This window comes from Psychrobacter sp. SZ93C1 (assembly GCF_015864635.1).
In the GTDB taxonomy this organism is placed as follows: domain Bacteria; phylum Pseudomonadota; class Gammaproteobacteria; order Pseudomonadales; family Moraxellaceae; genus Psychrobacter; species Psychrobacter fozii.
In genome coordinates this window covers 96503-117289 of sequence record NZ_JADYWY010000010.1, presented here as the reverse complement: position 1 = coordinate 117289, position 20787 = coordinate 96503, and the positions used below count along the sequence as shown (strand labels likewise).

At 40.3% G+C, this 20787-nt stretch carries 16 protein-coding genes; 14 read left to right on the top strand and 2 right to left on the bottom strand.

Annotated features, from left to right (window positions below; translation table 11 throughout):
* Nucleotides 1–96: 96 nt before the first annotated feature.
* The 7 genes from I6E83_RS12830 (at nt 97) to I6E83_RS12800 (ending at nt 7391) form a co-directional block, all read left to right on the top strand.
* A complete protein-coding gene (locus I6E83_RS12830) occupies nt 97–267 on the top strand; it encodes a DUF2256 domain-containing protein (RefSeq protein ID WP_010196547.1) in 171 nt (56 codons plus the stop codon).
* Nucleotides 268–312: 45 nt separating this feature from the next.
* Nucleotides 313–465 (top strand): DUF2256 domain-containing protein, encoded by a 153-nt coding sequence (locus tag I6E83_RS12825; protein WP_010196549.1) that lies wholly within the window; start codon nt 313–315, stop codon nt 463–465.
* A 355-nt stretch (nt 466–820) separates the two neighbouring features.
* Nucleotides 821–2005: a YjgN family protein gene (locus tag I6E83_RS12820; protein WP_110923889.1), complete on the top strand. Its 1185-nt coding sequence runs from the start codon at nt 821–823 to the stop codon at nt 2003–2005.
* Between the two features lie 32 nt (nt 2006–2037).
* Nucleotides 2038–3240, top strand: a complete 1203-nt coding sequence (locus I6E83_RS12815; protein WP_110923890.1) for a M48 family metallopeptidase — start codon at nt 2038–2040, stop codon at nt 3238–3240.
* 18 nt (nt 3241–3258) lie between these two features.
* Complete coding sequence (locus I6E83_RS12810; RefSeq protein WP_110923891.1) at nt 3259–3405, top strand: DUF2256 domain-containing protein; 147 nt, start codon at nt 3259–3261, stop codon at nt 3403–3405.
* 103 nt (nt 3406–3508) lie between these two features.
* On the top strand, nt 3509–5644 hold the full coding sequence (locus I6E83_RS12805) for an ATP-dependent nuclease (RefSeq protein WP_110923892.1): 2136 nt from the start codon (nt 3509–3511) through the stop codon (nt 5642–5644).
* Entirely contained in the window at nt 5634–7391 is a 1758-nt protein-coding gene (locus I6E83_RS12800; protein ID WP_197102373.1) for a UvrD-helicase domain-containing protein, read from the top strand. Before I6E83_RS12805 ends, I6E83_RS12800 begins: the two co-directional genes overlap by 11 nt.
* Nucleotides 7392–7527: 136 nt before the next feature.
* On the opposite strand, the gene metH is transcribed toward I6E83_RS12800, so the two are convergent.
* Entirely contained in the window at nt 7528–11322 is a 3795-nt protein-coding gene (gene metH, locus I6E83_RS12795; protein ID WP_197102371.1) for a methionine synthase, read from the bottom strand.
* 670 nt (nt 11323–11992) lie between these two features.
* On the opposite strand from metH, the gene I6E83_RS12790 reads away from it, so the two are divergent.
* From I6E83_RS12790 to I6E83_RS12780, 3 genes are all read left to right on the top strand, one after another.
* The gene (locus I6E83_RS12790) at nt 11993–12553 is read left to right on the top strand and encodes a fasciclin domain-containing protein (protein WP_194198004.1); all 561 of its coding nucleotides are present in this window, start codon (nt 11993–11995) and stop codon (nt 12551–12553) included.
* Nucleotides 12554–12658: 105 nt separating this feature from the next.
* The gene (locus I6E83_RS14985; RefSeq protein WP_197102442.1) at nt 12659–12790 is read left to right on the top strand and encodes a fasciclin domain-containing protein; all 132 of its coding nucleotides are present in this window, start codon (nt 12659–12661) and stop codon (nt 12788–12790) included.
* 183 nt (nt 12791–12973) lie between these two features.
* Nucleotides 12974–13597, top strand: coding sequence for a fasciclin domain-containing protein (locus I6E83_RS12780; protein ID WP_110923896.1), 624 nt, complete (start codon nt 12974–12976; stop codon nt 13595–13597).
* Between the two features lie 514 nt (nt 13598–14111).
* On the opposite strand, the gene I6E83_RS12775 is transcribed toward I6E83_RS12780, so the two are convergent.
* Complete coding sequence (locus I6E83_RS12775) at nt 14112–15671, bottom strand: alanine/glycine:cation symporter family protein (RefSeq protein ID WP_197102370.1); 1560 nt, start codon at nt 15669–15671, stop codon at nt 14112–14114.
* 1094 nt (nt 15672–16765) lie between these two features.
* On the opposite strand from I6E83_RS12775, the gene I6E83_RS12770 reads away from it, so the two are divergent.
* The 4 genes from I6E83_RS12770 to I6E83_RS12755 all read left to right on the top strand — a co-directional run bounded on the left by I6E83_RS12770 (nt 16766) and on the right by I6E83_RS12755 (nt 20625).
* On the top strand, nt 16766–17398 hold the full coding sequence (locus tag I6E83_RS12770) for a LemA family protein (protein WP_197102369.1): 633 nt from the start codon (nt 16766–16768) through the stop codon (nt 17396–17398).
* A gap of 249 nt (nt 17399–17647) precedes the next feature.
* Complete coding sequence (locus I6E83_RS12765) at nt 17648–18835, top strand: TPM domain-containing protein (RefSeq protein ID WP_197102368.1); 1188 nt, start codon at nt 17648–17650, stop codon at nt 18833–18835.
* A 74-nt stretch (nt 18836–18909) separates the two neighbouring features.
* Entirely contained in the window at nt 18910–19434 is a 525-nt protein-coding gene (locus I6E83_RS12760; RefSeq protein WP_110923900.1) for a TPM domain-containing protein, read from the top strand.
* Nucleotides 19435–19626: 192 nt separating this feature from the next.
* On the top strand, nt 19627–20625 hold the full coding sequence (locus tag I6E83_RS12755; protein WP_197102367.1) for an adenosine deaminase: 999 nt from the start codon (nt 19627–19629) through the stop codon (nt 20623–20625).
* Nucleotides 20626–20787 lie beyond the last annotated feature (162 nt).

The following is a 20787-nucleotide window of genomic DNA, read 5'->3' as shown; positions in this document are numbered from 1 at the left end:
AGCGAGTAAAGTTGCTACAAACAGTAGGCGAAGCAAGACTGATACCGTATCCGATGGTAGTGAATCGACTATATTAAATAAACCAATGAGAAAATTATGGCGCACAAAAAGAAGAACGTCCGCAAAAAACTCTGCCCTGTCTGCGAGCGTGAGTTTAGCTGGACTAAGAAGCTTGATAAAAACTGGGAGAGCATGGTCTATTGCTCAGACCAATGTCGACGGGTGAAAAAATATGAAGGGCTAGATCATCAAAAAGAAGATAAGTAGTCGTTAGTAATGAAATAGGGCTATGTAGACATAGGGAAGCAGACGATGGCACATAAAAAGGTAAACCTACCGCAAAAAATCTGCCCCGTCTGCCAGCGCCCGTTTACGTGGCGTAAGAAGTGGGAAAAGGATTGGGAGCAGGTAATTTATTGTTCTGAGCGGTGTCGGCGGGGTAAAGATAAAGACAAAGTCAATTGATTCAACGTCCTAAAGCCAGACAAAAGACAAGAAAGACCTGCCAGTTTTTGATCAAAACGTCTTAGTCTATTCAGATGATTATCGAGTGAGTTGAAGACACAGCCTAGCATAATCAATCTTATTTTATAAATTTAACATAGTGAATTAAATTTATTTCATTATCCTTTCTTTAAAAGCAACCTCGCATCGAATGTTTTAATCAACAAAGTTTTATAAAATCCTCGAAGTCACCAAGCTTATAATCTATAATGATTTTTTTAAATTTTCCGTTTTTTATTAAAATTGCAAAAATGCATTTAATTTAACTCATTTAAAATAAACATTAACCGAAATTTTATAAGGCTCTAAGGATAGGATGAAACAAATACAATTTAAAGGTGACGGAACAGAGTATTTCAAAATATGGATTGTTAACGTTTTATTGTGCATTGTCACCATAGGGATTTATTACCCATGGGCAAAAGTACGTACGCGTCGATATTTTTATGCGAACACTGAATATGCAAATCGATACTTCGATTACCATGCAACAGGAAAGCAATTATTTCTGGGCTATTTAATCGGTGTGTTTATATTATTTGCTTTACAGGTTGTAGGCTCTATCCTGCCTACTATTGGCCTCATTTTACCCGTTGTTTTATTTGCTTTTATCCCTTGGATTATCATGCGCAGCCTAAAGTTTAACATGCGCATGACCAGCTTTAGCAACGTGCGTTTCAGTTTCAAGGGTAATCTAAAACCCGCCTATATTATTTATATGCTTATACCCATATTGGGTTATTTAGCAATTGCATTGCCTGTCTTTGTTAGCCTATTTCCAATGTCAAAACTAGATGAAGGTTTTAACGTAATCTTTGCCTTCATGCTATTTTTAGTAGGTCTAATCGCAGCGATAGCGATAGGTATTTTTGTCATAGGACTCTTTACTAAAAAAGCAGCTGAATATCAGATTGGTCAGACAAAATTTGGTCAAGGTGATTTTTTCATCAACATCAATACTTCAAAATTTATAAAAATTCAACTTAAGAAAATACTCATCATTATTGGCTGTTTGATTATCCTCTCAATACTCTCAGGCTTAGTATTCGCAGCTACTATGTCAGGTGGATTTAATCTTGGCAGTATTTCCAATGACATTGAAAGCGCAGAGGCAAGTCCATTATTTGTTGTTGGTTTTTTGGTCGTATATTTTGGCTTTATTGCTACGTTCTTGTTCGCTACTGCCTATTCATTTAGCCGTCAACGCCAGTATATATTCGAAAATACCACGTTAGATAAAGCCATTACTTTTAGGTCAACCGTTGGTGCTAAACGCTATTTTTATATCTTAGTGACAAATATGCTCTTGGTTCTATTTACTGCTGGCTTAGCATTACCTTGGGCAAAAGTCCGTGTGGCTCGTTATATCGCTGATAACTCTTGGATAGAAGCCTCAGATATAGATATCAATAGTTATTTGACCCAAAAAGAGAAAGAGCAGTCTGCTATCGGTGAAGAGATTGGCGATGTTTTAGATATCGATATAGATATTGCAATCTAAGCCAGACTCTAGTGGATACAGTGAGAAACTTAATGGTAAATTTAATATCAGGCAAATGGTATCCCAAAGACAGCTCGGTTCAATATACCGCGCAACTCACGCTCGCTGAGACGAGATATGAGGTAAATATTGTATCTGTTGAGACCAGTGATAGCTTGGATAGTAGCCAGAATATTGATGGTCAGTGGTCGCAAGTTGCGATCAGTGATCGACTAGGAAGTACTGAGCGTAAACTTACACTCGCTGATGGATCACTATTTACGACTCACGATAATGATGCTATTGATAACTTCATCAATAGCAGTCAAGGTAGTAGTACAGGTTCAAAATGGAGTTTACGCTTACATCGCCATGAAACAAAAATGACTAGCGTATTAACGATGCTGGTCTTAACGATTGTTTTTGTATTTAGTTTTATTAAATGGGGCATTCCTTGGACGAGTCAAACGGTCGCACATGCCTTGCCACAAGCAACAGGCGATTTTATTGGTAAACAGTCATTAAAGTTTGCAGATGGTTATTTTTTACAGCCCACTAAAATAAGTGACGCTGAACAGCAGGATATTCAATCACGGTTTGAGACACGCCTTAAACGCTTTGCTGGTGACGATAGAATTCATTATCAGATCCATTTTAGGGATATGAATATCAATGGATTGAGTTTGCCAAATGCTTTTGCATTGCCATCGGGTGATATTGTTCTGACAGATAAATTTATAGATTTAAGTAAAAATGATGATGAGATAGATGCTGTGCTATTGCACGAGATGGGCCATGTTGTAGAGCGTCATGGCTTAGAGATGCTCACTCAAAACTCATTAACGACTATGATTGTCATACTTGTATTAGGCAACCCAGATGGCATCAGTGAAGTTGCCACAGGGCTAGGAACTGCATTGGTATCAAGCCATTATTCACGTCAGTACGAAACTGAAGCAGATGAGTTTGCTTTTAACAAGATGCTTGAGATTGGTGTTAATCCGCAAGCTTTTGTGGATATCCTGAGCCGGATGGAAGACTATTCGACGACAGTAACTGACACAAAAGACGTTGATGATACTACGCATCAGCATGAAGGTGACGATGAAGATGAAATCGATAATGAAAAAGTTGAAGAGGTTGAAGAAGATAAGTTGTCCGACTTCCTATCGAGTCATCCTAATACCCAATTGCGGATTAAAATGGCAGAAAAATATAGCAAGTGCTTTGAGCAAGGGTTAAAGGTTTGTAAGTGAAGAATGTAAAAGTAAGTCATGGCACATAAAAAGGTAAATCTACCGCAAAAAACCTGCCCCGTCTGCCAGCGCCCGTTTACGTGGCGTAAAAAGTGGGAGAAAGATTGGGAGCAGGTGATCTATTGTTCTGAGCGGTGTCGGCGGGGGAAGGATAATAAAAGTTGAGCTAAGATTTAAATAATATTTATTTATGGCGTAGCAGGCGCTGAACGCATCCTACAGAGCTTTTAGTTCAATAATATACATAAAACGTAATTAAGGAAAAATAGTGCATATTTCTAAATTCATCATAAGAAACTTTCGAAACTTTGAATCCGCAGATTTCAATTTTAAGGAAGGTGTTAATACTATTATTGGTGAAAATGGTTCAGGTAAAACTAATTTTTTTTATGCTCTTCGGCTTATGCTTGATGATACTCTACCTCGTTATATGGGATTTGGCGAACGAGATTTCAATCGAAATTTAGGCAATTGGCAGGGTCATTGGATAATTTTGACTACACATTTTAGCGAGTTAGACTTAAGTGAGGAATCACAAGCTCTAAGCATACATGCTTGTGGCCAATTAGATACTGAGGAAGAGAAACCTAAAGGGAGCTATATATTATGCTTTCGTCCGAAGTCTCATATTAGACAAGAGCTTTATGAATATTCCCAAAAAGAAGATAAAGACAAAAGTGGACTGGAAAACATTCTAAGCCAAATTAATATTACTGATTACGAGACTGTTTATCTTTGCAGAGGATATCTAAACTTTAGTAAAGACGATATTTACAAAAGTTATGTTGGTGATTTTGAGAATATTATATTCCCAAATCCAAATGAACAGCAAAAACAAAAGTACGGTGACTATTTACCTAGGGAAATTAACCTATACAATGAGATATCGTGTACCTTTATTAAGGCACTGCGAGATGTCGCTAGTGACTTGCGATCATACTCCAATAATCCTCTTGTTAGATTGTTAAAAGATAAAGGTAAATCGATTGAAATCGAAACTCAAAATGATTTAGTTGATAGTATTAACGAACTTAATAGTAGTATTGCTAGTCTTAATGAGGTAATTGATATACAAAAAGGAATTGACGATAGTTTAAAACAGGCTGTAGGTACAACTTATGCACCTAATATCGAAATCAGAGCTGAGTTGCCTAATAAAATGGATAAATTATTTCAGTCCTTAAGACTGTGGGTAGGTGATTCAGATGACGAAGATAGAGGAAAAATATCAGAATTAAGTTTAGGCGGTGCAAACTTGATCTTTCTGTCTCTGAAACTCCTAGAGTATGAAAAAATAAAAACAGACAAAGTAGCTAATGTTTTATTAATTGAAGAACCTGAAGCTCATATTCACACTCATATACAAAAGACACTATTCGATAACCTGCATCAACATAATACGCAAATATTTGTCTCTACTCATTCGACTCAAATATCATCGGTCAGTAAAATTAGTAGCGTTAACATACTAAGCCGTGAAGATAAGAAGTCAGTTGTATTCAACCCTTCATATGATTTAGATGATAATGAGATTGTTAGAATTGAACGATACCTAGATGCTGTTAGAAGTGATTTGTTGTTTGCAAAAGGTGTTCTACTAGTTGAGGGGGATGCAGAACAAATTTTAATACCAGTGATATTTAAAAGAGTTTTTGGTTTGTCTTTAGATGAAATTGGTGTCAGCCTTATTAATATTGGCAGTACGGGGTTTAAGAATATCGCAAGAATATTCCATCAAGATAGAGTTAATCGTAGATGTAGTATTATTACGGATTTCGATGAATCTTTTATTAGCTTACCTATTAATAAAGATGATGATAACCCAGAACAAAAAAAAGCTAGGAACTCACAAAAGAGTGGAGTAGAAAGAAAAGATAATCTTGATATTTTTTGTGAGAAAAATATGTGTATTAAACCTTTTTTTGCAAAGAATACATTTGAAGTGGATATGTTATTAGAAAGTAATGCATATGAATTCAAAAATATAGTTCATGAGGTTTATAAAACTAAGAGTAAAATAAAAGAATCCAAAAGTAATTTAGATTCTGAAGATGTTGAAGTTTCCGGACGAGAGGTTCTCAAATTAGCAACAACTAAAAAGAAAGGATGGTTTGCATTATTAGTAGCAGAAGAAGTCAACGTTAATACAGGAGTGCCAGACTATATTCTTAGTGCAATTGCATGGTCTTCTCCACATATAAATTCAGCATCGAAAGTTAAAGCGGTGAGATATAGATTAGAGAATGTTCATTTTACTGCTGAATTGTTAGAAGAAGATATAGAATTAATTAAAATACATTCAAGTTTTAACTCAATTGAAAGTGATGAAGATCTACTGATAAAGTTTAGAGACTGCTTTCAAGAAGACCCATTAACTAAGCTTTTAAATCATTATGATTCTTAATAACCTGACACGCGAACAGAAACTTGCTGTCCAACAAGATGGTCATGTATTACTATCTGCTTGCCCAGGTAGCGGTAAGACACGTACTATTATTCATAAGTTAGCATATGAGTCTAGTCGGTTGGATGATAATAGTAAGAAAAAAGTCGTTGCTGTTACTTTCACTATTCGAGCATCTGATGAGATATTTAATCGACTTAATAGGATGTCCATAGATAGTTCTAGGATTTGGTCTGGAACATTGCACTCTTTTTGCCTAGAGTGGATTTTGAAACCATACTCTTGTTACCTTCTTGAACTTCAAAATGGTTATACAATAGCTGACGAAGCTTATAAAATTTCATTAATAAATGATTTAAAGGAAAAGTATCGAGTAAATTTATATATTGACAACACTCGGCTTGATAGGAATGGTTCTTTTGTTGAGTCTGATAATAGAAAGAAGGCAATATTAAATTACTATCACCAAGATTTGAAAGAACAGAAACTAATAGATTTTGATTTGTTATTGTATTACTCATACCAGTTATTAGTTACATATCCAAAAATCGGAAGAGTACTGTCAAATTTGTTTCACCTAATATGTGTTGATGAATACCAAGATACTCAAGATTTATCATACGCAATTATTTGTAATATTATCAATGCTAATAACGGCAACACTTCATTATTTCTAGCAGGTGATATTGACCAAGCGATATATCACTCTTTGGGTGGCGTTGCTAAAAATAAGACAGAAATTGAATCTGAGCTGAATGGACAAAAAATCATTGAGATGTCCCTAACAGGTAACTTTCGCTCAACTCAGAGAATTATTGATTACTACAATAGCTTTCAGAGTAATCCTATTCCTATAATTGCTCAAGGTGCTAATGCCAATGAACAAGGAGTTATCTCATATAACAATACAGTCAATCAAGATGAGTTAGTCAATGAGCTAGTTAGGTTAATTCAAGAAAATATTAATAATGGTATTGCTGAAAACGAGATATGTGTGTTATTTCCTCAGTGGTGGCTCATCACTTCTATAACTGGAAAACTAAAATCCCTACTACCTGATGTAAACTTTGATGCTTCTGGACTTGCACCTATGTCCAAAAATCGTGATAATTTTTGGTATACACTGTCTCATTTATTTCTCACAGAATCTAGCCCTACTATCTACTCGCTGCGCTATAAGTGGGCAAAAGAGTTGATTGATAAGTTTCACGAGCATACTGGTACGGAGTTTCCCGAACCTTACTACATTGAACGTAACATTCTTCGTTTAACAAATTCAATAACATCGGATAAAACCGAAGTAGTTAGTTATTTAGAGGACTGCTTTTTCCAATTTGCAAACAAACTAAATTTAGATTCAAAAAAATATCCTAGCTTGGGAGAGAGTTGGAAAGTTTATTTCAAAAATATTAAATTAAGGCTAAATGATAGAAGTTACAATGTCCCAAGTGATATCGATTCTTTTAAAAAACTTTATAAAGAAAGAGGTGGAATTGTCATAAACACTTGTATGGGTATTAAGGGTGAAGAATTTGAAACCGTTATAGCCTTTGGTCTGTTAAATGGATATATTCCACACTCAAATGAAGCCAGCCCTCATCATGCTTCTAATAAAATGATGTATGTAATTTCTTCAAGGGCTAAAAAAAACCTTCATCTCATTAGTGAGACAGGACGAATGATAAGAGATTCTAATGGCGTAGCTACACCTGTTTTGAGTAACAAAAGATATACGTATGATAAATAACTTTCGATAGTAGAGGCTATAGTTGGTACGACACAGGGTTTCGGACACTTACTTTTAGCGACCGCGTCTTTTGTAAGCTAAGACAGGGATAGATAGCAGGATCAGCTACAATAACTAATCCCGCTTATCACCAACCTTATAAATTCGGATTCAACCACTTCTCAGCCGTTTTCATATCCCAGCCTTTACGCTCAGCATAACTCTCTAACTGATCACGGCTGATTTTACCGACGTTGAAGTACTCACTATCCGGATGAGAGTAATAGAATCCGCTCACTGATGACGCAGGCCACATCGCATAGCTTTCGGTCAAAGTCGTACCGATAGCATCTACCGTACCGAGCCAATCAAACAATTTGCCTTTTTCGGTATGCTCAGGACAGGCAGGGTAGCCAGGCGCAGGGCGGATACCCACGTATTTTTCTTTAATCATCTCATCATTGGTGAGTGACTCAGTCGGTTGATAGCCCCAATATTCTTTACGGATGAGCTCATGCAGATGTTCAGCAAATGCTTCAGCTAATCGGTCAGACAGTGCCTGTACCATAATGGCATTATAGTCATCGCCTGCCGCTTTATATTGTTCAGCGAGTGCTTCTGTACCGACGATTGAGACGGTAAAGCCGCCCAAGTGATCGGTATGCGTCTCTGATGGCGAGATGAAGTCTGCCAAGCTAAAGTTTGGCTTGCCGCTTGCCTTGTCGCTTTGCTGACGTAAGTGCTCAAACTGATACGTTGGGCTGCCACCATCAGCAGGCGCATTGTCATATACAGTCACGGTATCTGCGCCAGTACGGCGAGCAGGCATGATTTTGAACACGCCTTTGGCCACGAGTGATTTCTCATCGATCATCTTTTGCATCAGCTCATTGGCATTTTCAAATAAATCACGTGCCGCTTCACCCACCACATCGTCTTGCAATATTTTCGGATACTTACCGACCAGTCCCCAAGAGATAAAGAACGGCGTCCAATCGATATATGGCAGTAGGTTGGTGATAGGGTAATCATCCAATATCACTTGGCCTAACTTATTAGGCACTGGTGGCACATAGTTTTCCCAATCGTACTGAAAGCCAATCTTGACCGAGTTCGCATAAGAAATCTTGGCCGCTTTTGGCTGACGCTTGGCCAGACGCTCACGTACTTTGACATATTCTTCACGTGTCTCATCGATCAGCGCTTGACGATGCTCTTTTGATAGCAGCTTGGTGACCACACCGACTGAGCGTGAGGCATCAGTGACGTAGATGACACCATCGTTTTGATACTGTGGCTCAACCTTGACGGCGGTATGTGCTTTAGAGGTGGTGGCACCGCCAATCATCAATGGTAGCGTCATGCCGCGCTCTTGCATTTGCTTGGCGACATAGACCATTTCATCGAGGCTTGGGGTAATCAAACCAGACAGGCCGATGATATCGACTTTTTCTGCAATGGCGGTATCAAGGATTTTTTCACAAGGTACCATCACGCCCAAATCGACAATGTCGTAGCCATTACAGCCAAGTACCACGCCGACGATGTTTTTACCGATATCATGCACGTCGCCTTTGACGGTCGCCATCAGGATTTTACCTTTGACTTCGCCTTCGACTTTTTCGGCTTCGATGTACGGGTTTAGCCACGCAACAGATTGCTTCATCACGCGGGCTGATTTCACGACTTGCGGGAGGAACATTTTACCAGCACCGAATAGGTCACCGACGATATTCATACCGTCCATGAGTGGGCCTTCGATGACTTCTAGCGGCTTGGGATATTTCTCCCACGCTTCTTTGGTATCGGCTTCGATAAAGGTGGTAATACCTTTTACTAGCGCATGGGCAATACGGGCTTCGACGGTGCCTTCACGCCAGCTCATGTCGATAGTGCTTTCTTTTTTCTTGCCACCGTCTTGATAGTTTTCAGCAGCTGTCATTAGGCGTTCAGTCGCGTCTTGACCTGTTTCGCCTTGATTGCGGTTGAGCATGACATCTTCGATAGCGTCACGGGCTTCCTTTGGAATATCATCGTATAACTCAAGCATGGCTGGGTTGACGATACCCATTGTCAGGCCATTGGTAATCGCATGAAATAGGAAGACGGAGTTGATGGCTTCACGAATCGGGTTACCACGGAAACTAAACGACACGTTAGACACACCGCCCGATACCATGGCGTTTGGCAAGTTGTCCGTAATCCACTTAGTGGCATTAATGAAATCGGCACCGTAGTTGTTATGCTCAGTGATACCAGTGGCAACGGCAAAAATGTTCGGATCAAAGATAATATCTTCAGAAGGGAAACCGACTTCGTTAACCAACACATCATAGCTGCGCTGACAGATTTGAACTTTACGCTCGTAAGTATCGGCTTGACCATCTTCATCAAATGCCATAACGATAACGGCAGCACCATAGCGCATACACAGTTTGGCACGCTCGACGAATTCAGCATGACCTTCTTTTAGCGAAATAGAGTTGACGACAGATTTGCCCTGCGTGCGTTTTAGGCCTTCTTCGATGATGTCCCATTTAGAGGAGTCAATCATGAGCGGTACGCGGCTGATATCTGGTTCGCCTGATACCAAGTTGATGAAGTGAATCATCGCTTGCTTGGAGTCGAGCATGCCCTCATCCATGTTGATATCGACGATTTGCGCGCCGCCTTCTACCTGATCGCGGGCGACATCGAGCGCTTCGGTATAGGCTTCAGTTTTGATCAAGCGTAAGAACTTTTTGGAGCCTGTCACGTTGGTACGTTCACCCACGTTGACGAACAAGCTGTCTGCTGTGATGGTAAATGGCTCAAGCCCCGATAAGCGGCAGGCAGGGGCGATTTCAGGAATCACGCGCGGCGCATAGTTTTTTACCATATTCGCGATTTGGCGGATATGTTCTGGTGTCGTACCACAGCAGCCACCCACAATATTCAAGATACCTGCTTTGGCAAAGCCTTCAAGCAATGCTGTCGTCTCATCAGCCGTTTCGTCATATTCACCAAACTCATTGGGCAGGCCTGCGTTTGGATGCGCTGACACATAAGTATTGGCGATATTAGATAGCGTTTGAATGTGTGGACGCAGCGCATCGGCACCAAGTGCACAGTTGAAGCCAACCGATAATGGTTTGGCGTGGCGAATTGAGTTATAAAATGCTTCAGCGGTTTGTCCTGATAACGTACGACCTGACGCATCAGTAATCGTACCCGAAATCATAATCGGTAATTCAAAACCAATATCATCAAACACGCCAGTAATGGCAAATATCGCTGCTTTGGCATTCAGCGTATCAAAAATAGTTTCGATTAGGATAAGATCTACACCACCCTCAATCAAGCACAAGGTCGCTTCACGGTAGTTTAATACCAACTCATCAAAGGTAATATTACGAAAGGCTGGATCATTGACATCCGGTGATAGCGAGCACGTGCGTGAGGTAGGGCCTACGACACCAGCGACGAAACGAGGTTTATCAGGTGTCTTGGCAGTGAACGCATCTGCTGCACTGCGGGCAAGTTGAGCTGCCGTCTTATTTAACTCAGGTACCAAATACTCCATATCGTAGTCGGCCATGGATAGACGCGTACCGTTGAAGCTATTGGTCTCGATGATATCCGCGCCAGCAGTCAAATGATCGTTATGGATATCTATAATCATTTGTGGTTGCGAGAGTACGAGCAAATCATTATTACCGCGCACGTCTTGGTCTATATCCGCAAAGCGCTCACCGCGATAATCTGCTTCTTCTAATTTATAGGTTTGAATCTGCGTACCCATCGCCCCGTCTAACATCAAAATTCTTGAGGCCATTTGCTCAGTGATACGGGCACGTGCTGTTAGCTGCTGCTCTTTGTACGGAAACACGGCAGGTGGCGTCAGTATAAAGTCATCAGCAGATTGTGATGAGATAGAAGTGGCATCAGTGTTTGAAGTCATTGTTTGGGTCATAGGAGCGCTGCTTATATCGTCAATATTATAAAAGGAGGGGATAACAAATAGGGTGTAAATATATATAAAAGGCGTCGAAAAAGTCGCATTATTTTAGCATGAAAATTACACAGCACGAGGGATAGTACTTATTCCTCTTTGGCAATATCATCCACATATAGTTGATTCAGTTTAAAAGAGATACGAGGCAACCGAGTGTAGAGGTATAGGTGATACTTCAAGAGAGGTCAACGCTGTCACTCTTTTATAGAGGATGGACTATATTGTCTGTTTGTTCGATACGAACATTAGAGTCTATTGCATAAAACAGGTAGGCACAAATGAATATCTATTCGCTTGTCGATTACATAAAGCTTTGCTTTTGTAAATTAAAGTTAGACATTACTCTCAAAAGTCAGACATTACTCTTAAAAGTCAGACAGAGTTTACAGCGCCGCTACAAAAACAGCGCAAAGGTATCTTGATAAACTTTTTTGAGATGTTAATTTGATTTCAGAAGAACTGGTATTTCGTAAGCAATACTTACTAATGAGTGTTCATCGCTTTTATCAGATATGAATATTTATATCGATGTAATGATCGCCTACGAAATACCAGTTAGTTAATGAGATAAGACTATCATCGTCTAAAAACATTCAATTACTACTACTTAATCGTCAAGGATAGAATTATGAAACTTACTAAAATTGCTGCAATCGGTACATTAGCCCTTTCAGTTGCAGGCTTGAGCGCATGTAATAACATGACGCCAAGTGATAGCACAAATGCAGCAACGCAAACGCCTACTAGCAGCCAAGCAATGTCAGACATGAACGTAGTACAAGTCGCACAGAGTAATGCTGACTTCTCACTACTAGTTGAAGCTGTACAAGCAGCTGGTATTGCAGAGCCACTCTCTAATCCTAACGCTAACTTTACGATATTTGCACCAACCAATGAAGCGTTTGCACAAGTATTACAAGAAACAGGCATGACCAAAGCGCAACTGTTTGCCAACAAGCCATTGCTAACCAAAATCTTGGGCTACCATGTAATTAATGGTGCAGCGCCAGTATATGCAGCAGATGTGAAGCCAGGCAACATTGCCATGCTTAGCAAAGACACGCTAATGGTGACAGCGAAAGGTCAGCTGCAAGACGAAAACGGCCGTACAGCTAACATCCTAAAAACTGATATTGCTGCTACCAATGGTGTTGTACACGTAATCGACAAAGTACTATTACCTAAATAAAGTACGACTATAAAATAGCTTTAGTTAAGATGTGATAACCGTATACCTATATATGATGAAGCTGGTATGAATACCAGCTTTTATCTGTCATAAGATGGCTGTTTTATTACAAGCGTCCATTTTATTAAAAGCATTCGTTTTACTAAAAGTATCTGTATCTTTAGTATCATAGTGGGCGATATACAAGTTAATAATGGTGTCGTACACGTGATTGATACAGTGTTGCTACCTAAGTAAGCATTAATTCAAAATTAATCAGTTAGAATCGTAGTTATTGGTATAGCAGATTTGATGTGATCGACTCCAACCAATTGGTATCGCTTGCAATAAATAAGTTGTTAACTGTTATATTCATTAACTGAGAGAACTTATTTGTTCATCAAATAACTTAATTGAACATTCATTGATAAGGAAATACCTATGTTGAAGAAGAATCTACTATCTATCGCTGTTGTTACCGCTGCCATGTCACTCGCTGCTTGTGCTGACAAAGAAGCCACTACTGATCCAGTAGAACCAGAAGCGACTACTGAAGAAGTTGTAGCAGAGCCAATGGCTGAAACTGATGCAATGGGTGAAACTGATCCTATGGCTGAAACTGATGGCATGGAAGACACGATGGCTACACAAACCATCGCTGAAATCGCAGCAGGCAACGAAAACTTAACGATTCTAACTGCGGCATTACAAGCAGCTGGTCTTGATACTATGCTAATGGAAGAAACCAAGCATACAGTATTTGCACCAACTGATGATGCGTTTGCTCCTGTATTAGAGAAGCTAGGCGTAACTAAAGAAGAGCTATTGGCTAACACTGATTTGCTCAAAAAAGTACTTCCATACCATGTGCTAGCGTCAGAAGTATTGGCTGCTGATATCCCTTATGGTACTGATATCAAAACAGCAAACGGTGCAACTATTTCTATCAGCGAAGACAATGTAATCACTGATGCTACTGGTAACACTGCTAATATCACTGGTACAGATATCATGGCAACGAATGGTGTAGTACACACTATCGATGCAGTATTAATGCCTGAGTAAGTTTTTAATCTATCTGTTTATACTTTATCAATGATATCGAAAAGGCCTAGCTTTTAGCTGGGCTTTTTTGTGCCTAAAGGTTATCTATCGTCAGTTCATCGTAGCACTGCTATAAGTCTGTCGCATGAAATTGACAGCTGATTCAATGCAACTGTGAGTCTAGATAGCTGATGATAAGGGCAGAGATATCGAACTTTTTAGCGAGATCAACGTTAGCACTTTTTGGTATCACTATTTTGACCATAGTCTTTACGCATTAAGACTTGCGGTTAGAGTAGTAGAGTGGATGTCTTATGAGTGCGCAGAGGTAAAGATAGAGGCACACCATATCTGTATAAGTACATAAGAGAGTAGGTACGTATCTTATGACTAGCTCTGTTGTATCTATATTTTAGCAGTGCTTGTTTTATATTTATTCATTGAGACTACACAAATAAAAAAGCCCAAGACACTTGTCTTGGGCTTTTTTTAGAGGCTTAAAAAACCACTACTTTAAAGAGTTTCAGTAAACGTATTACTTAGCTTCTTTGTTGAGTGGATTTGCAGCCAATCTTTGTTGCTCTTCTGCATGACGCTCTTCCCAATAAGTCGCATTCTTGATACCAAATTTCTTAGGATCAAAAACGAATCTTTTGGCAGTCGTACCGCCACCAGCTTTAAGCTGTGCTTCGTAATCTCGTAGGATATCGATAGCAGGGCGTGCGACAAAGAAGATCACGATGATACCAACGATGTTCAACCAAGCCATCAGGCCAACACCAACGTCGCCAAGTCCCCAGATATATCCAGAGCTGTTTAGTGCGCCATAAGCAACCATAAACATGATGATAAGCTTAACAACGAACTGACCTGCTTTACTAGCGCCTTTGCCCATAGAGCGGGTAAGGTACGAGATGTTGACTTCAGCGATGTAGTAGTACGCCAAGATAGTTGTAAAGGCAAAGAAGAATACAGCGATGGCAATGAACGTATTACCAAAAGTACCGTAGACTGATTCCATCGCCATTTGGGTGAATGAAGGAGAGTTAATCTCGATATTTGCCGCTACGTTTTGGACTAAGAACTGACCTTCAGGTAGTGTACCTTGGATATTGTACATGCCTGTAGACAAAATCATGAAGGCAGTCGCAGAACAAACAAGTAAGGTATCAACATAAACTGAGAATGCTTGTACCAAACCCTGCTGTGCGGGATGATCAACCGCAGCAGCTGCGGCAGCGTGAGGACCTGTACCCTGGCCAGCTTCGTTTGAGTAAATACCGCGCTTCACACCCCAACCGATAGCAGCACCAAAGCCTGCTTGAGCAGTAAATGCATCACCAATGATTGAACCAAATACGTGAGGGATCATGCTGAAGTTAGAGAACATGATAAGTAGGGCTAAGATAATATAACCTACTGCCATAAATGGTACAGCGTATTCAGTAAAGGTCGCAATACGTTTGATACCACCAAAAATGATAAATCCTAATACCACTAAGATAATACCAAGGGCGATAATACGAGTTGTGCCAGTTTCGATACCCATGAAGTTCATGACTGAACCTTCACCGGCGACCTGAGCCACAGCATTGATAACACCGTTCGCCTGTACACCAGGTAAGAAGATACCACAAGAAACGATAGAAGCAATGGCGAATAAAATACCATACCACTTTTGCCCAAGCGCACGCTCGAAGTAGTAAGCAGGGCCACCGCGGTATTCACCCGTGACAACATCGCGCTCTTTATAAATCTGACCCAAGGTAGATTCAACATAAGCGGTTGAAGCGCCTAAGAAGGCCACAACCCACATCCAGAATACGGCACCTGGACCACCAAAACCAATGGCAGCAGCAACACCAGCGATGTTACCCATACCTACACGACCGGCTAGAGAAACAGCTAATGCCTGAAATGATGAGATACCGTCATTATCAGGTTTGCCCTTAAACAGCAATCTAATCATTTCACCGAATAGGCGGACTTGTACAAAACGCGTTAAGATGGAATAAAACAGACCCGCACCTAAGCACAGATAGATCAGCGCAGGGCTCCAGATAATTCCGTTTACTAAGTTAACTAAACCTTCCATATTTATATTCCTAGTACTGTCTCAAAGTGGCTCTGTATGCTAGGAGTAAGCTAACTGGTTAACTTACTTATTTAAGTTAAGCAGTTAAATTAGCTACATCGACTCATGCATATTACTTGAGTCTCATACGTGCTTGGCCACTAAGAATGGACTGTAGTTTTCTGTGTTTATCCGCGTATATTAATAGCAATATTGACCGTTTATATAGTGCTTGCTATTGACAATATTAGTATCAACGGATAAAACAGGCAGTTATATAATTAAATACTTATCGTAGTGACAGTATTCAATTTGCTATGAGCCGTTCCGATTGACTACACTATTGGCATGGCTGATTAAGTTTAGCGAGTAACTATCTATAACCACTTACTATAACTACTTAGCTAGTAGTTAACTGATATTTAAATAGAAATCAGAAATTCGCTAATACTAATCATACTATAAGTCCACTACCAAATGTATTCAAACCGTACGGCTACGTAACTGCAATTTGCCATATTTTTGTACCAATTACTAGAATTTTCTTTTTATATAACTATATATATGTATATTTGATGAGTTGAGTACAGTCACAAATAAGCATAAAACATCATATGTTTCGTCATTCTGTAAATCTCAAATTTCGGTACACCGATATACTGATGAATTGTAAATAAATAGCCTCTGTGACGGGCTATAAAACCCACAGGAAAGCAAAGGGTAAGCTCGTAGAAATGTTAGATTTTTGGTGGTGTTTGAGGGATGCTTGCTGGGTGCTATCGTTCGATAATCAGTAAGAGAAGCAAACGAGCGAAAACATATGGCGGTTGTGTTTTGGTAATCATGAATTGTAAAAGTACCGTGATGGCATCATCATTGTTAGCATACTTTGCAAATGACGATATGACACTTTATAGATAGAGGTGTATAAGTAGGGGTATGATAACGACTACGCTAGCAATGCCCTTATCAGTCTTTGTAAGGTTATATAAGCAATATAGAGCTGTGTAAGCATTAAAAATCAGTATCCAAAAATTATGAATAAGTACTCAAAAATTATTAAAAAAACGTGTTACTAAGTATTTTGTTATTTACCATTATTAGGAGAAACAACGATGAAGCGTCAATCAATTGTAAAACCCATTATGTTGGCAGCCGTATTAGCGACTTCTACCGTTGGTCTAAGTGGCTGTGGCTATAACAACCTGCAGGCGCAAGATGAGCAAGTGACAGCATCGTGGTCAGAAGTGGTCAACCAATACCAGCGCCGTGCTGATTTGGTGCCAAACCTAGTCAAAGTGGTACAGCAGTATGCTGAGCAAGAGCAAGAAGTATTCACTCAGGTGGCAGAAGCTCGCTCGCGTGCTGGTGGTATCACGGTAACGGCAGAAGTGCTCAATGATCCAGAAGCGATGGAGCGTTATGCTGCTGCGCAAGAACAAATGACTGGTGCGCTATCACGTCTAATGGCTGTGTCTGAGCGATATCCTGAGCTAAAATCAGATGCATTATTCCAAGATTTGCAAGCTCAGTTAGAAGGGACTGAAAACCGTATTACGGTCGCGCGTAACCGTTATATTCAAGAAGTACAATCGTATAATACGACGGTGCGCCAGTTCCCAACCAATATCACTGCCAAAGTATTTGGTATGGATACCAAGCCAAACTTTAGCGTGGCGAATGAAGAAGCTATCTCAACGGCGCCGACTGTTGATTTTGGTGATGACGATGCAGCGAGTGCTCAGTAAAGTGCATTGAATGAAGCTATCGATAGAAACGTGTTAGCCGCTCTATTCGTGTAGAGTAGTCGGCCAGATTTATTTTAAAGGTATTGATAAGTATGAATACCTATCAATTTACAGTTAGTTAAAGGTAGTTTAGATATAGAACAGGCGAGTAACAGTACTACAGATGGTAGACTGAGCGCGTCTGACGCCATATCCAATTTATATGGAACTGACTATAGTAAAGATGTCATTTGAGGTGGTATAGATTAGATGAATCATTCAAAAGCAATCTTATCAGTATTACTGCTCACACTCAGCGTCAGTAGTGCGCCTATGCTACACGCTGCGCCTAACGATACAGTTGCTGCGACCAATAGCACGTCGAGCTTGCAAGATCGTAGTGTCGAAGATTTGGTGGCACTTGCCAAGGCAGGTGAGTCCAATGAAGCCATCAACGATGCCGTGTTGGGTAATGACGCTATCAATGATGCCGTCCTTGGCAACGAGGCGATTAATCCTAATGTGGCTAATGATGAAGCGACATCAAGCTCGCAGCCAACCGCTCAAGCACCAATACAGTCAAATGCAGAGAGTGTCGATGCTGATAAGCTGATACTGAACTCGCCCGTGGTTGACCAAGCCAATATCTTAAACCCGCAAGAAAAACAGCGATTAGAGGCACAGCTTAGAAGCATTTATCAGCAAGGTTTTGCCCAAGCCGCAGTGGTGATCGTTCCTACCACGAATGGTGTGCCAATATTTGATTATGCATTAGAAGTAGCTGAAAAGTGGCAGCTAGGTAATGAAGATATCGATGATGGGTTACTAATGGTGGTCGCTGTTAATGACCGTGATATGTATATTTTGACAGGTTACGGATTAGAAGGTGTGTTGCCAGACGCTGCGGTCAGCCGAATTATTCGTGAAGATATTACACCGTTGTTTAAGCAAAACGATTATGGTGCTGGGATACTGGCAGGTGTTGGGGCGTTAAAGGCGCGCTTGACTGCTGATCCTGAGGTCTTGGCTCGTGCTGATGCGCAAGCAGCTGAACGTAGTACACAGCAGGACTCTGACGAAGTGCCGTCGCCTATTTTCTTATTTATCATGGCGATGATATTCGGTAGTTTTATTACTAATATCTTCGGTCGTGTGTTTGGCTCTATCTTGACGACAGGTGGCTTCTTTGCTGGCTCACTCGCATTGGGTGGTGGCTTTTTCATGACCGTGATTATGGCGATATTTTTGTGGCTGTTTTTGATTTCACGTGGCGGCGGTGGCGGTAAAGGTGGCTCTGGCGGTGGTCGTAAACGCGGTGGCATGATATTCCTGCCTGGCATGGGCGGTGGTAGTAGCGGCGGCTTTAGCGGTGGTGGTTTCGGTGGTGGTTTCGGTGGCGGCGGCTTTGGCGGTGGCGGTGGTGGATTTGGCGGCGGTGGTGCTGGCGGATCATGGTAGACGCTGGCTAGAACTCTTGATAAGAACAGATACTAACTCCCCATTAGCAATGACGTACTTGAGGAAATAATATAATGGCAGAAAACAACACTTCAAATCCCAGTTTTGCTCGCTGGTGGCGTCAAGTTTTGTTTGTCCCTCTCTTGCATAGTAAGTGGCTGACAGAAGAGGCCAAAGCTCGTCTCACAGAAAAGGTAACACAGGCAGAGCGTGGGCATCGCGGTGAGGTGTTTTTGATTGTAGAAAACCATCTGCCTATCCAAGATGCTTATCATGTTGGCTGCCGCGCACGTGCGATTGATTTGTTTAGTGAATATCGTGTTTGGGATACTGAAGAAAATACAGGTGTTTTAATCTATGTCAATGTTTGCGAGCATCAGTTAGAGATCGTTGCGGATCGTGGTATCAGTGCTCACGTTAGCCCAACTGTCTGGCGCGCGATGTGCGACAAAGCCGTGTCAGGCATTGCCAATCAAAAAACAGAAGAAAGTCTGGCTGAATTATTGGATGAAGTGGGACAAGTAATGCGCCAGTATTATCATCTTGAGCATGATCCAGCGGGTAATGAGTTGTCTGATACTGTGGTGTTTTTAAAGTAATGTTTATCATCGTATCTGATAGCCGTTTTTTTAGATTTTATCGCTTCTCTATGGTTTCAGCCTCAATTGAAATATAATAGCGTTTCTAGAAAGAGAGCGATTGAGATATAACTTAAGCATATATACAAATACCGCATTTATAAAAGCCTTTCTTGATAACACCCTAATATGAAAAGTCACTACTGGAACACTATGATTGATTTAATACAGAAACTACCGAAAGCTGAACTGCACTTACATATCGAAGGCTCATTAGAGCCTGAGCTGATGTTTAGATTGGCAAAAAAAAACCAGATAGAGATTCCGTATAAAGACATAGAAGATGTGCGTAACGCCTATAACTTCACCAATCTGCAAACGTTTTTGGATATCTACTATGCAGGTGCCAACGTCCTTATCACCAAAGATGATTTCTATGATTTAACATGGGAATACATTCTTAAGTGTGTTGAAGACAATGTCATTCACACAGAGATATTTTTTGATCCACAAACTCATACCGAAAGAGGCGTGCCTTTTGAAGCGGTAATCACAGGTATCAAAGAAGCACTCGCGGATGCCAAGGAAAAATACGGCATCACTTCTTGCATTATCATGTGTTTTTTAAGACATTTATCACAAGAAGAAGCTTTTAAAACGCTAGAAGAAGCAATGGCATTTAAAGATGACATTATCGGTGTCGGTCTTGATTCTTCAGAATTGGGCAACCCTCCTTCAAAGTTCAAAGATGTCTTTAAAACGGCAGAAGAAGCGGGCTTTAAATTGGTCGCACACGCTGGTGAAGAGGCTGATTTTTCTTATATCTACGAAGCACTGGATTTATTGAACATTAATAGAATAGATCATGGTGTACAGTCTATAAAAAGCCCAGAGCTGATGCAGAGGCTTAAAGATGAGCAAATGCCACTGACCGTTTGTCCAAACTCTAATATTGAACTTAAGGTCTTCGGGAACTACACAGAGCACAATATAAAAGAGCTGCTAGATTATGGTCTGAACATCAGTGTCAATTCTGATGATCCAGCGTATTTCAAAGGCTATATCAATCAGAACTTTATAAATATCTGTGAAAACTTACCTTTAACAGAAGCTGATATCGTTACTCTAGTAAAGAATTCGTTTAGATCGTCATTTATAGATGATGAGTTAAAAGCAGTATATTTAGCGAAAGTGGATCTGGCACTACAGTAAATTCAATGTGATCAGGTTTTAGTATCCAAGGCTTAACGGTTTATATAAATCGTTAAGCCTTTTTTATTGTGACACTGGAGAGCCGTCAACGAAACAGTCAAGAGAGATAATACTGAGTAGCACCTTATATTGGATGTCAGTATCTGTCATACCGTTACGGCT